The sequence below is a fragment of the Phaeovulum sp. genome (genome assembly GCF_047638075.1).
GTDB lineage: Bacteria > Pseudomonadota > Alphaproteobacteria > Rhodobacterales > Rhodobacteraceae > UBA6197.
In genome coordinates this window covers 57,009-73,954 of record NZ_JBLJBV010000041.1, presented here as the reverse complement: position 1 = coordinate 73,954, position 16,946 = coordinate 57,009, and the positions used below count along the sequence as shown (strand labels likewise).

Below are 16,946 nucleotides of genomic sequence, written 5' to 3'. Positions count from 1 at the left end.
AATGTTGACATAACGTCAACCTAAATGGACACTCTGACAACGCCCAGATCGGGAATCAGATGGTCGAGGATCACAAGATGAACTGCCAGGAAACTATTGGTCGGCCCAAAAACCTTGAGGCGCTGTTGTCGCCGCGCCAGATTGCCGTTGTTGGCGTTTCGGCGGCGGACCCGCAGTCCTGGGGGCATCGCGTTGTTCGGGTGTTGCTGGATGGCGGCTATGACGGCGCGGTCAGCATTGTTCACCCCAAGACCGATTTTCCCGGCGTCAATACCGTGCGCCAGATTTCAGACCTGACAGCGCCCGAACTGGTGGTGATCTGCGTGCCTGCGCAGCGCGCAATCGACGTGGTCCGGCAGTCGCGTGCGGCGGGTGCCAAGGCGGTGATCGTCTTTGCGTCGGAATTTGCCGAGGTCGGCGGCGCGGGTGAAAAGCTGCAAGAAGAACTGGTCGAGGCTGCAGGCGACATGCTGATGCTGGGGCCCAACTGCTTTGGCATCTCGAACCGGGTGGATAACGTCAAACTGTCGGCGGCGCCGTTCCTGAATAACCCGCTGAATCCGCCGGGCACGGTTGCACTGGTGGCGCAATCGGGTGCGCTGGGGCTGGTTCTTAGCCGCTGCGTGGAAGAGGCTGGCAGCGGGTATTCGCATTTCGTCAGCGTCGGCAATGAGGCGACGTTGGGCGCAACCGATGTCGCGCTTCAACTGGTCGAGCGGGACGAAGTTGGCGTGGTGCTGCTTTATCTTGAGGCGGTGCGCGACCCGGCAACCTTGGCGCAAACGGCCACCCGCGCGGCCGAACTGGGCAAGCGTGTCGTGCTGCTTAGCGCAGGCAGCTCTGAGGCGGGGCAACGTGCGGCGCTGTCGCATACAGCCGCAATTGCCGGGAATGATCTGTTTCTGGATGCGCTATGCGATGATTTCGGGATCGTCCGCATCCGCGACGATGAAGAGGTAAAGCCGGTTCTGGCGGCGCTGGAGCGGGGCTGGGCCATGCCCAAATCGCCGCGCGTTTGTGTGCTGTCAAATTCGGGTGGGGCCGGGGCGGTCCTGGCCGACCGGGTCGAGGCCGAGGGCGGCCGGGTTACACCGCTTGCCCCCGAAACCCGTGCAAAAGTGGCTGAAATTGGCATGATCGGTGCCGGCGACAGCAATCCCATCGACATCGGCGGCGGCTGGGAGGCGGTTCTGGACCGTTTCAAGCCTACGCTGGACGTGCTGGCCGCAGCAGATGAGGTGGACGCGCTGGTGGTCTATATCGCCTTTGGCGAAATGTGTGTGGACAAGGTCGTGCCGCTGGCCCGGATGTGTTCAGACTGCGCCAAGCCGGTTACCTTCATCTGGCAAATCGCCCCGCAAGAGGGGCTGGACCAGATCGAAACCCCCGGAATTCTGGCTCAAAGCATGGGAGAGGGCGCCCGGATGCTGGCCGCACAGATGAAGCTGCGCCCCGGCAGAAATGCCCGTTGGCAGCCGGTCAAGCGCCACGCCATTACCCTGCCGAAACTGGCCGCCGGGCAAAAAACCCTGGCCGAGCATGAAAGCAGCGCGTTGTTGGCCGCCCATGGTCTGACCTTTGCGCCGTCGGTTTTTGGCAAGGTCGATGACCTCGCGGGGATTGCCGCGCAGGTAGCGAAAAACGGCTGGGAACGGCTGGTCGTCAAGGGCAATGCCAGCGATGTGCCGCACCGCAACCGGGTGGGGCTGGTGCGCGTTGGTGTGACGCAGGCTGATCTGCCCGACGTTCTGGCGCAGATGGGCGAAACGCTGAACACCCATTCGTCGGACGCCAATCGCGGCCTTCTGGTCATGCCGATGATCGCCTTTGACGAGGAAATCGGCGTGGGCGGGCTGGTTGATCCGGTCTATGGCCCGGTCCTGCTGATCGGGCCGGGCGGCGTGGGCATTGAAACCGCCGTTGGGCGGCGCGATGCCCTGTTGCTTAGCACCGACAGCACTACCTGGGATGCCTACGCCGCGCGGATCGAGGCGCGCTATCACCTGAACCCCGGCGTCATCCGCCCGGTGATTGTGGCGGCGGCGACGCTGCTTGGCTCTGGCGAGGTCAGCGAAATCGACATCAACCCGATGGTCCGCACCCCCGAGGGCGGCCTGATCGCACTGGATGCGCTGGTGGTTGTCAGCGGCACCTGAATGACCCGCGGCAGGGGGCAGTCCCCTGCGGCACATACTCTGGGAGGAGAATGACATGCGAAATATCTACGGATTTCTGACAGTTGCCGCGATTGCGGTCGCCGGGCCCGCCTTGGCGCAGGATAAGCCCAAGCAGATCGTATCGGCCAATACCGGCGGCCCCTACATGGAGGCCACGTTGGAAGCCTGGGGCAAGCCCTTCACCGAGGCGACCGGTATCGAAGTGCTGGGCGAAGGCCCGCAGACCCTGCCGCAGTTGAAACAGATGGTCGAGGCAGGCCGCGTCACCTGGGACGTAGTCGAGGTGCCGCCGGTCTTTACGCTGCGCTATTGCGGCACGCTGTTTCAAAAGCTGCCCGACGATTTGCAAAACATCGAAAACGTGATCCCCGGTTTTGGCAACGAATGTGGCGTGCCGGATGCAGGCTATGCCAACCTGATGCTTTATAATACCGAGACCTACCCCGACGGCGGGCCGCAAAACTGGGCCGATTTCTTTGACACCGAAAAGTTCCCCGGCACGCGTGCACTGTGGGACGGTGCCGAAGGCGTGAACCTTGAAATTGCCCTTATGGCCGATGGTGTTGCACCCGAAGATCTTTACCCGCTGGATCTGGATCGCGCCTTTGCGAAACTGACCGAACTGCGCCCCAATCTGGTGTTCTGGCGCTCAGGTGCGCAATCGACACAGATGATGGAAAGCCAGGAAGTCGACATGCTTATGGCATGGTCGTCGCGCGCCTACCCGGCACTGAAGAACAACGCGCCGTTCGAGCCGGTCTGGAACCAGCACATCGTCTATAACAACGTGCTGGCCATCCCGATGGGTGCGCCTTTCCCGGAAGTCAGCGCCGATTACATCCGTCTGGCGATCAAGCCCGAGAACCAGGCCCGCCTGTCAGAGCTTTATCCGGTGACGCCGGCCATCATCGGCACCAGCCCGAATCTGGACGAAGCCGGGCAGAAGGTATTTGCCGCGACGCCCGAGCGGACCGCGAATGCCGTGCGGCCCAATCTGGCCTGGGTCGCCGACAACTCGGAAGAAATCCAGAAACGCTGGATCGAGTGGCTGAACAACTGACGCCGTCCGGCTGAAGTTCTGAAAACCCTGGCTGCGCGCCCTTTTCGCGCAGTCAGCCCCACCGCCAAATTTCGCCAAAACTCAACGAACGCGCCCCCCCCCGCGAACAGGAGAATGCCATGCGAGGCCCATTTGCCTTTCTGACTGGAGCGAACCGGCAGACCGCGCTTCTGATGCTGCCGATCATACTGTTTCTTGCGGTGTTCTTCGCCTGGCCGGTCATTCTGGTGCTTGCCAACAGCTTTGGCGGCGAGGGCGGCGTGGTAGGCGAGTATATCAACTTTTTCACCAGCAACACCTATGTTCGGATCGTGGTGCGCACCATCGTGGTGGCCTTTGCCGTCACCGGGTTGTGTCTGCTGATCGGCTATCCCTACGCCTATCTGATGGCCCGGACCAAGGGCAAGATGCTGGCGTTTCTGACCGGTATCGTACTGCTGTCGTTCTTTACCAGCGTCATGGTGCGCAGCTTTGCCTGGATCGTGCTGTTGCAGCGCAACGGTATCATCGACCGGGCCGCACATTGGCTGGGGTTTGACGGGCTTGTGCTGCGCGGCACGACGACCGGTGTGACGATTGCAATGGTGCAGGTGATGCTGCCCTTCATGATCTTCCCGCTTTACAGCGCCATGGCCGGTATCGACACCCGGCTGGAGCGGGCGGCGACCTCGCTTGGGGCGACGCGCTGGACCACGTTCCGCGCGATCTGGTTTCCGCTTTCGATGCCCGGTGTGATCGGTGGGTCGGTGATTGTGTTCGTGACCTCGCTGGGGTTCTATGTGATCCCCGGTCTGGTCGGGTCGCCGTCAAACCAGTTGCTGTCGCACCTGATCTATTCGCTGATCAACACCATCCTTGATATTCCCCTGGCCTCGGCCGCATCGGTGGTGATGCTTTTGCTGGCGCTTTTGGTCGTGCTGCCGACGATGCTGCGGTTTGACGTGACCGGCGCCACGACCAGCCGCTTTTCCGCCGAAGAGGGAGCCGATGGCAAACCTGCGCCGTGGCTTTGGATCTGGGCGGTGCTGGTCGCACTGCTTTTGTTGGTGCCGGGGCTGATCGTCATTCCGCTCAGCTTTCCTGAAAACCGCAGCTTTGCCTTTCCGCCGCAGGGGTTTTCGTGGAAATGGTATGAGAATTTCTTTCAGAACCGCCAGTGGTGGGGGTCGTTCATGACCTCGATTGAGGTGGCCGTTCTGGTGACGCTGTCTTCGACCGTGCTGTCGGTCTTTGCCGGGCTTGCGCTGCGCCGGGCCTCGGCCAGGTTCAAGACCACGATTCGGGCGCTGGTGCTGACCCCGCGGATCGTGCCGGGGGTTATTATCGCCATGGCGATGTATGGCCTGTTTCTGGATTGGCAGTTGAACATTACCGTCACCGGCTTTGTCATTGCCCATACGGTCATGGCGCTGCCCTTCGCCTTCATTCCCATCGCCGCCACGCTGGAACAGTTTGACGCGCGCTATGAACAGGCGGCGGCCAGCCTGGGGGCATCGCGTCTGACCACGTTCTTTCAGATCATCCTGCCGCTGATCCGCACCGGCATGCTGACGGGGGCGCTGTTCGCCTTTGTCATCTCGTTCGATGAGGTGGTGGTGTCACTGTTCATCAGCGGCGGTGGTATGCGCACCTTGCCGGTGCAGATGTATGGCTCGGTCGCCAATGACATTGACCCGACCATCGCCGCCGCATCGACCATGCTTTTGCTGATGACCGCGCTGCTTGTGATCCTCAGCACAATCTTCAATCAAAGGAGGGCCCGCTAATGGCTGCCGATACCGCAAAAGGCGCGAGACTTGAGCTGCGCGATCTGGGCAAATCCTACGGCGGGCTGAAGGTGCTGGCCGATGTGAACCTCAGCGTAACCCCCGGCGAATTCATCACCTTTCTGGGCCCCAGCGGGTCCGGCAAGACCACCACGCTGAACCTGATCGCCGGGTTTGCCGACCCGGATGACGGCGGGGTCATGCAGTTGGACGGGCGCGACCTTGGCGCGGTTCCGGCCCATAAACGCGACATCGGCGTGGTGTTTCAGAACTACGCGCTGTTTCCGCACAAGACGGTGCGCGAAAACATCGCCTTCCCGCTGCGTCAGCGCCGGCCGCGCCCCGACAAGGCCACCATTGACCGCCGCGTCAATGAGGTGCTGAAGCTGGTCCATCTTGAGGCGTACGGCGACCGTCGCCCGCATCAGCTTTCGGGTGGACAACAGCAGCGTGTGGCACTGGCGCGGGCTGTGGTGTTTGAACCAAAGTTGCTGTTGCTGGACGAACCGCTTGGCGCGCTTGATAAGCGCCTGCGCGAGGCCCTGCAAATGGAGCTGCGCCGCATCCACCGCGAACTGGGCGTCACCATTATTTTCGTGACCCACGATCAGGACGAAGCCCTGACCCTGTCAGACCGGATCGTTGTGTTCCGCGAAGGCGCGGTGGAACAGATCGGCACCCCCGAACAGCTATACAATAACCCCGGAAGCGAATTCGTGGCTACATTTCTGGGCGATTCCAATATTTTCGCCTGCACCGTTCGGGGTGGCGTCGTTACCGCCAGCGAGGCAGGTGGCCGCTATGCCCCGCTGCCCGGCGAAGCCGATGGCGCGGTCAAAATCATGGCGCGCCCGGAACGGATCCGGGTTCTGCCTGCCGACCCCGGCACTGAAATTGACAACGCGGTTCCGGTAACCATTTCCGACATCGTTTTTGCCGGGGCCAGCGTCCGGGTCGAGGCCGAGGATGCCACGGGTGCCACGCTGATTGCGCGGGGCGGGCGGATGGACCCCTCGTTGACGATTGGCGCGAAGGCCTGGTTCGTTTGGGATAGCAGCGCCACGCGCATTGTCGCCAAGGTGCCGGCATGACCCTGACCGCGCCCCATCCGGCGGATAACGCCATCCTGGCGCGCATTTCCCAGATGGCCGCGTCAGAACCGCTGGCGCACCGCACCGCACAGCGCGACCGTATGGCGGCGGCCGAATTCGATGTGCTGGTGATTGGCGGTGGCATTACCGGGGCGGGTGTCGCGCTTGATGCGGTGGCGCGCGGACTTAGCGTGGCACTGATTGACAAGGGCGATTTTGCCTCGGGCACGTCGTCGCGGTCGTCAAAGATGATCCATGGCGGCTTTCGTTATCTGCAAACCGGCGATGTGGCGCTGGTGCGGGAATCCCTGCGCGAACGCCACGCGCTGCAACGTAATGCGCCGCATCTGGTGCGGGTGATGCCCTTCATGATTCCGCTGTTCCTGAAGGGCGGCGTGATCAACCCGAAACTGTCGCGCGCGCTTGGCGGTGCCTTGTGGAGCTATCAGTTCGCGGGCGCCTGGCGTCTGGGCCGGCGCCACCGCAGGCTTAGCCATGATGCGGTTGGCGCGCATATGACCGGGCTTGATATGGACCGGATCGGCGCGGGCTATCTGTTTCACGACCTGCGGGCCGATGATGCGCGGCTGACTCTGGCGGTGCTGGCCACGGCGGCGACCAAGGGCGCGGCGGTGCTGAACCATGCGCGCTGTGTTGGTGTGTCAGACTTTGCCAAGGGCGGGCGCACCGCACGGATCGAGGTTGACGGCAATCAGATCGAGGTCCGGGCGCGGATGATCGTCAATGCGACCGGGATCTGGGCGCAAGAGTTTCTGGGCGTTGCGGGCATTGCCAGTGACCGCAAACTGGCCCCCGCGAAAGGCACCCATATCGTTGTGCCGCGCGCACTGACCGGCAACGATATTGCCGTCAGCCTGCCGGTGGCCAGCGACCGGCGCACGGTTTCGGTGGTGGATGAGGGACCGTTTGCCTATATCGGCTCGACCGAGACGACAGACCCCGCGGATGTCGATCAGCCGACAATCACCGAAGCCGATGTCGGCTATATCCTTGACGGGGTGAACCGGCACCTGAAACGCCCGATCACCCCCGAAGACATTACCGGCGGTTGGGCCGGGTTCCGGCCGCTGATTGCCGGGGGCAAAGGCGCCCGCAGCGCGGATCTGTCACGCAAACACAGCATCTCGCTTGAGGCTGAGGGTCTTGTCACCGTAACGGGTGGCAAGCTGACAACCTACCGCGAAATGGCCGAAGGCACGGTGGATGCGGTGTGCAACGCGCTGGGAAAGCCTGCCCGCTGCCGCACCCGGAACCTGAAGCTGCATGGCTACAGCACCGGTGCCAGCCATTTGCAAGATGGCGACCGGCTGGGCAAACGCTATGGCGACCGTGCCGTGCAGGTCCGCCAGCTTGCGTCGCTGGCGCCGGGCATGGACCAGACCCTGACCGCGATGGGCGAAACCACCGTCGCCGAGGCGGTCTGGGGCCTGCACGCCGAAATGGCGACCTCCCTGTCTGACGCGCTGCTGCGCCGCACCCGGATCGCGCTTTACGATGGCCGCGCGGTGCTGGCTGACGCCGACCGGATCGGCGCGACGGTTGGCGCTTTGGCAGGGTGGCCCGCCGCCCGCATCACCGCCGAGACCGCAACCCTGAAATCAACCCTTCGCCGAGAATTGGGCGTGCTTGCCCATGACATCCCAACCCGGGCGCAAGACCGCTCATGAGAGGAAACAACATGTCCCATACTCCGATAGCCATTCCCGCCCGTGCGCCGACGCCTATTCCCGGTGCCGTGGGCCTGGTCGGTGCCAAGGTTCAGGAAACGCTTGGCGGCAAGGCTGTGACGGTCAGCGATGCCTTCATGCGCAAACTGGAAGCGGTGTGCCCCGACGTGTCGACCGATGATGGCGACCGGCTGGAGTGGGGCCGCGACTGGTGGCCCCTCGGAATGGTCTGGGCAATGAGCGGGCGCGTCGCGCGGCTACCAGCTGCGGTGGTCCGGCCCGGCTCGACCGAAGAGGTTGCAGCGGTGCTGCGGCTGGCCAATGAGGCGGGTATTCCGGTAACCGCCGCCGGTGGGCGCAGCGGCGTGCTGGGCAATTCGCTGCCGGTCTTTGGCGGGGTCGTGCTGGATCTGACCAAACTGTCGGGCATCACCGATCTGCGCGCCGATGACCTGACCGTGGACGTTCTGGCCGGCACCTTTGGCGACACGTTCGAGGCGGCGTTGCAGGAACACGGCCATACGGCGGGCCACTGGCCGCAGTCCATCGCGCTGTCGACCATCGGCGGCTGGATTGCCTGTTCCGGTGCGGGCCAGATGTCCACGCGCTACGGCACCATGGCTGACATCACCCGCGGCGTGACCGCCGTTCTGGCCGATGGCCGGGTGATTGAAACCAGCGAATATTCGCACTCGGCCACCGGCCCGGACATGACGCAGCTTTTCGTCGGGTCCGAGGGCACGCTGGGGGTGATCGTGTCAGCCCGGCTCAACATCCACAAAATTGCCCCCCATAGCGAAAGCGAGGCCTGGGCGTTTGACAGCTTTGACGCGGGCGTTAATGCGATCAAGCGGTTCTCGCACCGCGGGGCGCGTCCTGCGGTCGTGCGCCTTTACGACGCGACCGAGTCGCGGCGCAACTTTGGCACCAAGGACAAACATGTCCTGCTGATCCATGATGAGGGCGAGGCCGATATCGTTGGGGGGATCATGCGTGTGGTGCGCGCCGAATGTGACGGCGAGGCGCTGGGGGCCGATCTGGTGAACCGTTGGCTGTCCACCCGCAACAACGTTCACGCGCTGGACGAATTGATCGTCGATCGCGCGCCTGACACGATGGAGATCACCGCCCCGTGGTCGCAGTTGGCGAAGATCTATCACGATACCACCGCCGCGATGATGGCGGTTCCGGGCACCCGCACGGCGACGGCGCATATCTCGCATGCCTATCCGGGTGGGGCGGGGCTTTACTTCATGTTCGGCGGTCGCCCGGAACTGGAGGATCGTCCGCGCTGGTACCGCGAGGTCTGGAATGCAGGCGCGCGCACCGTTTTGGCAGGCGGCGGCAACCTTAGCCACCACCACGGCATCGGTTTGGGCCGGGCGCGCTTCATGCAAGAGGCGTTGGGCAGCGGGCTGGACCTGCTGGCCGAGGTCAAGCGCAGCCTTGACCCCAAGGGCATCCTGAACCCCGGCAAGATGGGGCTGGCCAGCCCGTTCGGGCCCACGCCTGAATGGCAAGACAAGGCGCCGATGCCGAAATGAGCCAGCAGCGCGCGCCCATTCTTGTGATTGATCTGGGAACCACCAGCCTGCGCTGTTCCATCGTGGACAGCACAGGCGCGGTGCGCGCCCTGCGCCGGGCGGCTCTGCCCGAACGGCGCGATGCGCAGGGCCTGTCATGGGATGGCGATGCGCTTGCAGCCCTTTTGCTGCACGAGGCCCGCACATTGGCCGCTGATTGGCAACCGCCAGGCATTGCGATTGCCAATCAGCGCACCACGGCCCTGCTTTGGGATGCAGCGACCGGCGCCGTGCAAGGCCCGGTCCTTAGCTGGTCCGATGGCCGTACCCGCGACCTTGACCGTGCCTTGCGCGCCCAAGGGGTGGCGTTTCTGCCCGGTCTTTCGGCCAGCAAATGGCGCTGGCTGCTGGACCAATGCGACCCGGACCGCACCCGATCGCGGGCGGGTCAACTGCGTGCCGGAACGCTGGATACATGGCTGGTCTGGATCCTGTCCGAGGGTGGCGCGCATGTGACGGACCACACCAACGCCTCACATTCGGGGCTGTTTGACATTGGCGCGCTGGATTGGGACCACGACCTTGCCAAGGCGCTGGATATTGCGCCTGCGCTGTTGGCACGTCCGGTGCCTTGCACCGACACGGGTGCCAACGCCACAGCCCTTCCCGGCAGTCCGCCCATTCTGGCGCTGATCGGTGATCAGCAGGCATCGTTGGTGGGGCAGGGGTGCGATGCGCCCGGAACGGCAAAGATCACCTTTGGCACCTCGGGGGTGGCGAATGTGGTTTTGGGCGCGGCACCGCTTGCACAGCATTCACGCGACGCCTTTGGCAACATTGCGCTTAGCACCAATGATGGTGTGATGTATGGTGCCGAAGCGGCGGTGATGTCCGCCGGAAGCTCGGTTGAATGGCTGATCCGGCTGGGGGTTTTGCCCGAGGCGGGCGCGATCGACCGGCTGGTTGATCCGGCGCAGCTGAGCGGGGTAACCTATGTCGCGGCGCTTGACGGGCTGGGCGTGCCGCATTGGCAGCCCCACGCGCGCGGTGCGTTCTTCGGCCTGTCGGGCGCGACTGGCCCCGGCGATCTGGTGCGCGCGACGCTGGACGGGATCATTGCCGGCACCGCCGATATCATCGACCGGCTGGAACGCGCGGGCGGTGTGCCACTGACCGCGATCAGCCTTGATGGCGGGCTGACCAACAGCCATGCCTTTACCGCCATTCTGGCCGCCACGCTGAAACGCCCCCTGTCACGCGCAGCCGGGGCCGAGGCCACGACCCAAGGCGCCGCCCGTCTGGCGTACCGAGCTCTTGGCCATGATCTTCCCCTTGCCGCCCCGGCACTGCTGGTGCCGCCGCAAGATACGCAACCTGCTGACTGCGCCCTATGGCGCGATGCCGTCGATCTGGTCCTTGAGGATCAGCGGCGGCGCAAGATCCGAACAACCGAAAGGAATGCCAGATGAAACGTCATGACGGACTGCTAGTGAACGGCAAGATCACCAAAGTGTCGGGTACCCGCACCGAAAGCCTGTCCAGCCCCTTCACCGGCCAGATCGACCGCGAGACGGTTCATTGCGAACCCGCCGATATTGACGCAGCGGTTGCGGCGGCGCGTCAGGCGCTGAGCGCATGGCAGCACAGCACGCTGGACCAGCGACGAAAGGCCCTGAACGATCTTGCCGCCGCGATCGAGGCCCGCGCCGCCGATATTGCCGCCGCAATCACCGCCGAAGTCGGCACGCCTGAAAAGATTTCTGTTGCGGTGCAGGCGGGCCTTCCTGTGCGGGTGCTGCGCGGTTTCGCCGAAGATGTGGAACAGGCGATGGCGTCTGAAACCATCGGCCATTCCACCGTCACGCATCGGCCCCTGGGGGTGGTCGCGGCGATTACGCCGTGGAACTATCCGCTGCATCAGGCCATGGCCAAGGTGGGGGCCGCACTGGCGGCGGGCTGTACCGTCGTGCTGAAACCCAGCGATCTGGTGCCGCAAACCAATGCAGTGATGATGGAAATTCTGGCCGCGGCACTGCCTGCGGGGCTGGTCAATGTGGTGCCGGGCGATGCGACCACGGGCGCGGCACTGGTGGCACATCCGGGCATTGATGCGGTGTCCTTTACCGGGTCCGTCAACGGGGGCCGCGCGGTGGCCGAGGCCGCCGCCCGCGCGCACAAGCCCTGTTTTCTGGAACTGGGCGGCAAATCGGCCGGTATCGTGCTGGACGACGCCGACTTTGAACGCGCGCTGAAAATCATCGTCAACGGCGGCCTGTTGAACACCGGCCAGACCTGCAACGCGCTAACCCGTATTATGGTGCCTGCCAACCGTCTGCAAGAGGCGGCGCAGACGGTTGCCGATCTGGCAGCGCGGATGGTGTCGCGGCTTGGGCCGCTGATTTCGCAGGCGCAGTATGACCGGGTGCAGGGTTTCATCGCGCGCGGGATGGATGACCAAAGCCTGACCTGCCTGACGGGTGGCCCCGGTCGCCCCGAGGGGATGGACACGGGCTATTATACCAAGCCGACGGTGTTTCTGGCAGCCGACCCCGGTGCCGAACTGGTCCAGTCCGAGGTCTTTGGCCCGGTGCTGGTTGTGCAGGGGTACACCGATGACGATGACCTGATCCGCCTTGCCAACGGCACTGATTACGGCATTGCCGCCGCACTTTGGGGCGCCGATGAGGCCCGTGTGGATGCAATCGCCGCGCGGCTGAAGGCTGGTCAAATTGACATCAACGGCGGCGCCTTCAACCCGCGTGCACCCTTTGGCGGTTTTGGCCATTCGGGCAGCAGCCGCGAAATGGGGCTGTTTGGCATCCGCGAATTCCAGCGCCCCGTATCCATCCAGAAATGAAGGAGCAATGACCATGAGCGATCCGAATTGCCTGCTGACAACCGTTGAAGATGGCGTGGCGCAGCTGGTGCTGAACCGGCCCGACGCGATGAACACCATGACCCCCGACTTTCTGGAGGAGGTACTGTCCACGCTGGAAGCCGTCGCCAATGATGATGCGATCCGCGTGCTGATCGTGACCGGCGCGGGCCGCGCCTTTTGCGCGGGGGGTGATCTGAAGCGCGGGCCGGGGGGGGCTGTGGCGGGTGACGGGCCGCTTGCCTCGCAGACGCGGCGGCTGCGCACCTACATGCGCACCTCGCAACTGCTGCGCGATATGCCAAAGATCACCATTTCCGCGATCAATGGTGCCTGTGCAGGGGCGGGGTTTTCCTGGGCCTGTGCCACGGACCTGCGCTATGCGGCAAAACACGCGCGCTTTGCCACCGCGTTCCGCAACGCCGCCCTTTCGGGCGATTTCGGCGGCACCTGGCTTTTGCCGCGCATCGTTGGGGCAGGGCGTGCGCGCGAACTTTATCTGCGCTCGCAACCCATTGATGCCGCGCAGGCGCTGGAGATTGGCCTGATCTCGGGGATTGAAGAGGCCGAGAACCTGCTGCCCGTCGTGATCGGGATTGCCCGCGACCTTGCCGCCGCCGCGCCGCTGGCGCTGCCGCTGATCAAGCGCAACCTGAATGATGCTGATGAGATCGGCTTTGCCGAGGCGCTTGACCGCGAAGCCGCGCGCCACAGCGCCATGGTCGCCACCAAAGACGGCACAGAGGCCGCCCTGGCCTTCACCGAAAAACGCAAACCGAACTGGAGCGCGACATGAGCATTGATCTGAGCTGGAACACCGAAGGCACCGTTGCCACCGTTAGCCTGAACCGCCCCGAAGCCCTGAACGCCATGACCTACGAGGCCCTGACCGAGGTCGCCGCCGCCTTCCAGGCGGCCGATGCCAAAGGCGCGCGGATCATTGTGCTGCGCGGCGAAGGGCGGTCTTTCTGCGCGGGCGCTGACCGGAAGAAATACCCCGGCTTCAGCAGCGCCGAGAAAGACGAAGGGCTTGCCCAACACGCGATCGAGGTGGGCATTGCCCTGAAACGTGCGCTGATGGGGACCAACGCGCTGACCATTGCGCAGCTTCATGGCCATGTGGTTGGTGGTGGGCTGGTCATGGGTATGTGCTGCGACATGCGCTTTGTGGCCGAGGATGCGAAACTGTCGCTGCCCGAACTGAAGCTGGCGCTGCCGCTGGGGTGGGGCGCGCTTTATCGGCTGATTGAACTGGTCGGCACCACCCGCGCCTGGGCAATGCTGGCCGAGTTCGAAGAGCTGTCGGGCGCCCAATCGGTGCAGGCGGGGCTATGCGCTGCGGCGTTCCCGGCTGACGATCTGGCCGGGGCGGTGGCCGCACGGGTTGCGCAGCTTTTGACGATTGACCCCGAGGCGCTGTTCCTGACCAAACGCCAGTTCCGCGCGATTGCGGCGCGTGCGTCCTTTGGCAACATCGAGGATCTTGACGGCGCCCTTTTGCTGGGCCCGTTGCGTGGTGTAAACGTTCGTGAGAAATTCAAGGGTCTTTGATCCACCCAAGGAAAGCCAAACAGCATGAATACCTCCACCCGCCAGCCCAACAAAGCAGGTCGCGCTGACGCCGCCGAGACCGTCGAGAAGGTTGAGGATGCCGTTCTTGCACTGCTTGCCGAACAAGGCGTGTTGGCGGGGATCAACCTGAATGAGGTGGCCAAGGCTGCGGGGGTCAACCGCAGCCTTGTCTATCATCACTTCGGGTCGCGGCGCGGTTTGCTGCGGTCAGCGATCAGGCGCGAACTGGACAAGAAACAGGTGCAGACCCGCACCCCCACCACGCCGATGAAGCTGGGCGCGCGGGTCGTTCATGCGCTGCGATCCTTGCTGGTGGGCGAGCGGTCCTTGCAACTGACGACGCTTTTGCATCTGGACGGGTCAAAATCACCGCGGCTGATGCCCAATGCCGAAACCACCCTGTTGCAGTTGGAGCGTGACCGGGCGCTGGGGTTGGTCGGCGATATCGACGACCTGCCGGCGCTGCACACGGCCTATGCCGCCTCGGTCTATGGCTATGCGCTGTTTCGTGAAATATTCGCGCGCGATCTGGGCATCGACGTGGCTGAGCTGGACGACCGCGTCGCCCGCCAGTTCGAGGCGCTTTTCGACGGCATTGGCGCAAAACCCGGTGGCAAGGAAGAATGGGGCGAAACAACGTGACACCTTTTGTCTTCAACACCACCCCGTCGATCCGCTTTGGCGCGGGCCTGCTGGACCGGCTGGACGAGGTTGCCGCCGCGACGCTGGGGCCGCGGGTGATGGTCGTGACCGACGCGGGCATCGTGCGCTGCGGTATGGCGGCACGGGCCTGCGCCGCGCTTGAACGTGCGGGCGTTGCTACGGCGGTTTTCGCAGAGGTGATGGCAGACCCAACCGAGGCACTGGTGCTTGCCGCCGAGGCGGCTACGCGCAGCTTTGGCGCCACGGGCGTTTTGGGGCTGGGGGGTGGATCGTCGCTGGATGTCGCCAAGCTATGTGCGGCGCTGGCAACCGGCGGATCAGATCTGCGGGCCAGCTATGGGGTTGGCAATCTGCGTGGTGGCCGCCTGCCGCTGGTTCTGGTGCCAACCACCGCCGGAACCGGGTCCGAGGCGACGCCCATTTCAATTGTCACCACCGGCGGGCAGGAAAAATCCGGCGTGGTCAGCCCGGTGCTGCTGCCTGATATCGCGGTGCTGGACCCGGATCTGACGCTGGGCCTTCCGGCCCCGGTAACTGCTGCGACCGGCATCGACGCGATGGTCCACGCGATCGAGGCCTATTGCTCGGCCAGCCCCAACAATAACCCGGTGTCGCGCGCGCTGGCGCTTGAGGCGCTGCGGCTGATGGGGGCCGCGCTGGAAACGGCGGTGCACGAACCCGCAAACATTCAGGCGCGATCGGATATGTTGCTTGGCTCGCTTCTGGCCGGGCAGGCGTTTGCCAATTCGCCGGTGGCGGCGGTGCATGCGCTGGCCTATCCGATTGGCGGGATGTTCAAGGTGCCGCATGGCCTGTCGAACGCGCTGGTGCTGCCGCATGTGATACGCTTCAACGCCGCAACGCACCCCGAAGCCTATGCAAGGATCGCGCCGATCCTGTTTGAGGGGATGGACTCTTTGGCCCCCGATGCCGCCTTTGTCTTTGCCGACGCGCTTGCCGCGCTGTCGCACAGATGCGGGCTGCCGCAGCGGTTGCGCGATGTGGGGATCGGGCAAGATGCCCTTGCCGCAATGGCCGCAGATGCGATGAAGCAGACCCGGCTACTGGTCAACAATCCGCGCGCGCTGACCCTGGACGATGCCTTGGGCATTTACCAAGCGGCATGGTAGCCAGCATTCCCCAGCAGCGGCAGGGCTTTGGTATCCTGCGTGAAATGTCGACCCGCTGGATCGATAACGATGCCTTTGGTCATATGAACAACGCGGTGCATTTCCAGTTTTTCGATACCATCGTCAACCGCACCTTGGCGGATCTGGGCACGGATCAGTTGCCCGATGACCCGACCCGCTTTGTCGTCGTTGAGACCGGCTGCCGATACCTGGCCGAAATCCGCTACCCGGACCGCGTTACCCTTGGGTTGCGGGTCGCGCATCTGGGTCGCTCGTCGGTGCGCTACGATCTGGCGATGTTTCGTGAGGATGAAGATCAGGCGGCTGCAGTGGGCTATCTGATCCACGTCAACACCAGCCGCGCCACGGGCCGTCCCTTGGCCATTCCCGAAGGGTTGCACGCGGCGCTTGCGGTGTTGCACGGTGATCCCAAGCCGTGACCGCCGCGACCAGACGGATCAGGTAAAAGGGAATACCAACTGGCCCAAACGCCTTGCCAAGGACTACCGAATCTCATCGTTAAAGGTAAAAATCGACGCTGAACGCGCTGCGTCTCAGAGTTAAGCGCAACGCGACATCAGGCAAAACCCGCAGCTAGCAACCCGCCGTACCCGTCTGGCTCAACCCGGAACACGAAACTAGCGTCTCCGAAATCGCCGGACAACACCTTTGACAAACACCGCGATAGAACCATTGCGCCCGAATGGCCTCGGCTAGCCATTCACGGGCTATTACGTCACTTGTATGGCACACTTCCGCACCACCGTTCTCAGTCTCAGAGCCTGATTGGAAATGAGTTGAGCAAATTCAGGAGGTTGTGATTCTGTTCGGTTGCGAAACTGATGGGAGATCACGATGGCCTAAACCGAATTCCCTCGCGCGCAGCATAGGCGCAATACGAAGCGCTATCCAAGCGATTTGATCGTAATGGCCCGGTTGAGGCCGCCTGCCATGGGGCGGCCTGGCGGCCTCAACCGGGCCATTACACATCATCACCGATACCTGCGGCAAGCTGATCGCCTGCAAGATTCATACGGCCAATATTCAGGATCGTGACGGTGCGCCCGGGGTCTTTGCCAGGCTCCGCCGCGAGGCACCGAAAATGCGCTGTATGTTCGCGGAGGGCGGTTATGCCGGACCGAAGCCGCAGGATGCCCTCGTAAGCTGTGGGCGCCGGACGCTGCAGATCGCCAAGCTCTCAGACACCGCCAAGAGCTTCGAGGTGATGCCACGCAGATGGGTCGTGGAACGCACCTTCGCATGGCTTGATCGCTGCCGTCGGTTGGCAAAGGACTGGGAGAAACCTATCGAAAGCGCCGAGGCTTGGCTGCTGATCGCCCATATCCGGCGCGTAACCCGGCTCCTTGTAACAGATTGAAATCGTTAATTCCGTCTGACAGT

At 63.6% G+C, this 16,946-nt stretch carries 13 protein-coding genes and 1 pseudogene; all 14 read left to right on the top strand.

Annotated elements, in window-relative coordinates:
• Positions 1-77 precede the first annotated feature (77 nt).
• On the top strand, positions 78-2,156 hold the full coding sequence (locus ACM62R_RS06295) for an acetate--CoA ligase family protein (protein WP_415183201.1): 2,079 nt from the start codon (positions 78-80) through the stop codon (positions 2,154-2,156).
• Positions 2,157-2,211: 55 nt separating this feature from the next.
• Positions 2,212-3,237 (top strand): ABC transporter substrate-binding protein, encoded by a 1,026-nt coding sequence (locus tag ACM62R_RS06290; protein WP_415183200.1) that lies wholly within the window; start codon positions 2,212-2,214, stop codon positions 3,235-3,237.
• 119 nt (positions 3,238-3,356) lie between these two features.
• On the top strand, positions 3,357-5,003 hold the full coding sequence (locus ACM62R_RS06285; protein ID WP_415183199.1) for an ABC transporter permease subunit: 1,647 nt from the start codon (positions 3,357-3,359) through the stop codon (positions 5,001-5,003).
• A complete protein-coding gene (locus tag ACM62R_RS06280) occupies positions 5,003-6,094 on the top strand; it encodes an ABC transporter ATP-binding protein (protein ID WP_415183198.1) in 1,092 nt (363 codons plus the stop codon). Before ACM62R_RS06285 ends, ACM62R_RS06280 begins: the two co-directional genes overlap by 1 nt.
• Positions 6,091-7,782 (top strand): FAD-dependent oxidoreductase, encoded by a 1,692-nt coding sequence (locus tag ACM62R_RS06275; RefSeq protein ID WP_415183197.1) that lies wholly within the window; start codon positions 6,091-6,093, stop codon positions 7,780-7,782. Before ACM62R_RS06280 ends, ACM62R_RS06275 begins: the two co-directional genes overlap by 4 nt.
• A gap of 11 nt (positions 7,783-7,793) precedes the next feature.
• A complete protein-coding gene (locus ACM62R_RS06270) occupies positions 7,794-9,326 on the top strand; it encodes an FAD-binding oxidoreductase (protein ID WP_415183196.1) in 1,533 nt (510 codons plus the stop codon).
• Entirely contained in the window at positions 9,296-10,774 is a 1,479-nt protein-coding gene (locus ACM62R_RS06265; protein WP_415183195.1) for an FGGY family carbohydrate kinase, read from the top strand. The genes ACM62R_RS06270 and ACM62R_RS06265 overlap by 31 nt, the downstream gene beginning before the upstream one ends.
• Positions 10,771-12,162 carry an aldehyde dehydrogenase family protein gene (locus tag ACM62R_RS06260; RefSeq protein ID WP_415183194.1) on the top strand — a complete coding sequence of 464 codons (1,392 nt, stop codon included), beginning with the start codon at positions 10,771-10,773 and terminating at the stop codon, positions 12,160-12,162. The genes ACM62R_RS06265 and ACM62R_RS06260 overlap by 4 nt, the downstream gene beginning before the upstream one ends.
• 13 nt (positions 12,163-12,175) lie before the next feature.
• The gene (locus ACM62R_RS06255) at positions 12,176-12,976 is read left to right on the top strand and encodes an enoyl-CoA hydratase/isomerase family protein (RefSeq protein ID WP_415183193.1); all 801 of its coding nucleotides are present in this window, start codon (positions 12,176-12,178) and stop codon (positions 12,974-12,976) included.
• Positions 12,973-13,731 carry an enoyl-CoA hydratase/isomerase family protein gene (locus tag ACM62R_RS06250; RefSeq protein ID WP_415183192.1) on the top strand — a complete coding sequence of 253 codons (759 nt, stop codon included), beginning with the start codon at positions 12,973-12,975 and terminating at the stop codon, positions 13,729-13,731. Before ACM62R_RS06255 ends, ACM62R_RS06250 begins: the two co-directional genes overlap by 4 nt.
• Before the next feature lie 24 nt (positions 13,732-13,755).
• Positions 13,756-14,394 carry a TetR/AcrR family transcriptional regulator gene (locus ACM62R_RS06245; protein ID WP_415183191.1) on the top strand — a complete coding sequence of 213 codons (639 nt, stop codon included), beginning with the start codon at positions 13,756-13,758 and terminating at the stop codon, positions 14,392-14,394.
• On the top strand, positions 14,391-15,545 hold the full coding sequence (locus tag ACM62R_RS06240; protein WP_415183190.1) for an iron-containing alcohol dehydrogenase: 1,155 nt from the start codon (positions 14,391-14,393) through the stop codon (positions 15,543-15,545). The genes ACM62R_RS06245 and ACM62R_RS06240 overlap by 4 nt, the downstream gene beginning before the upstream one ends.
• On the top strand, positions 15,539-15,985 hold the full coding sequence (locus ACM62R_RS06235) for an acyl-CoA thioesterase (protein ID WP_415183189.1): 447 nt from the start codon (positions 15,539-15,541) through the stop codon (positions 15,983-15,985). The genes ACM62R_RS06240 and ACM62R_RS06235 overlap by 7 nt, the downstream gene beginning before the upstream one ends.
• Before the next feature lie 545 nt (positions 15,986-16,530).
• Positions 16,531-16,923: pseudogene (locus ACM62R_RS06230) on the top strand (transposase); the annotation flags it as partial.
• Between the last annotated feature and the right edge of the window lie 23 nt (positions 16,924-16,946).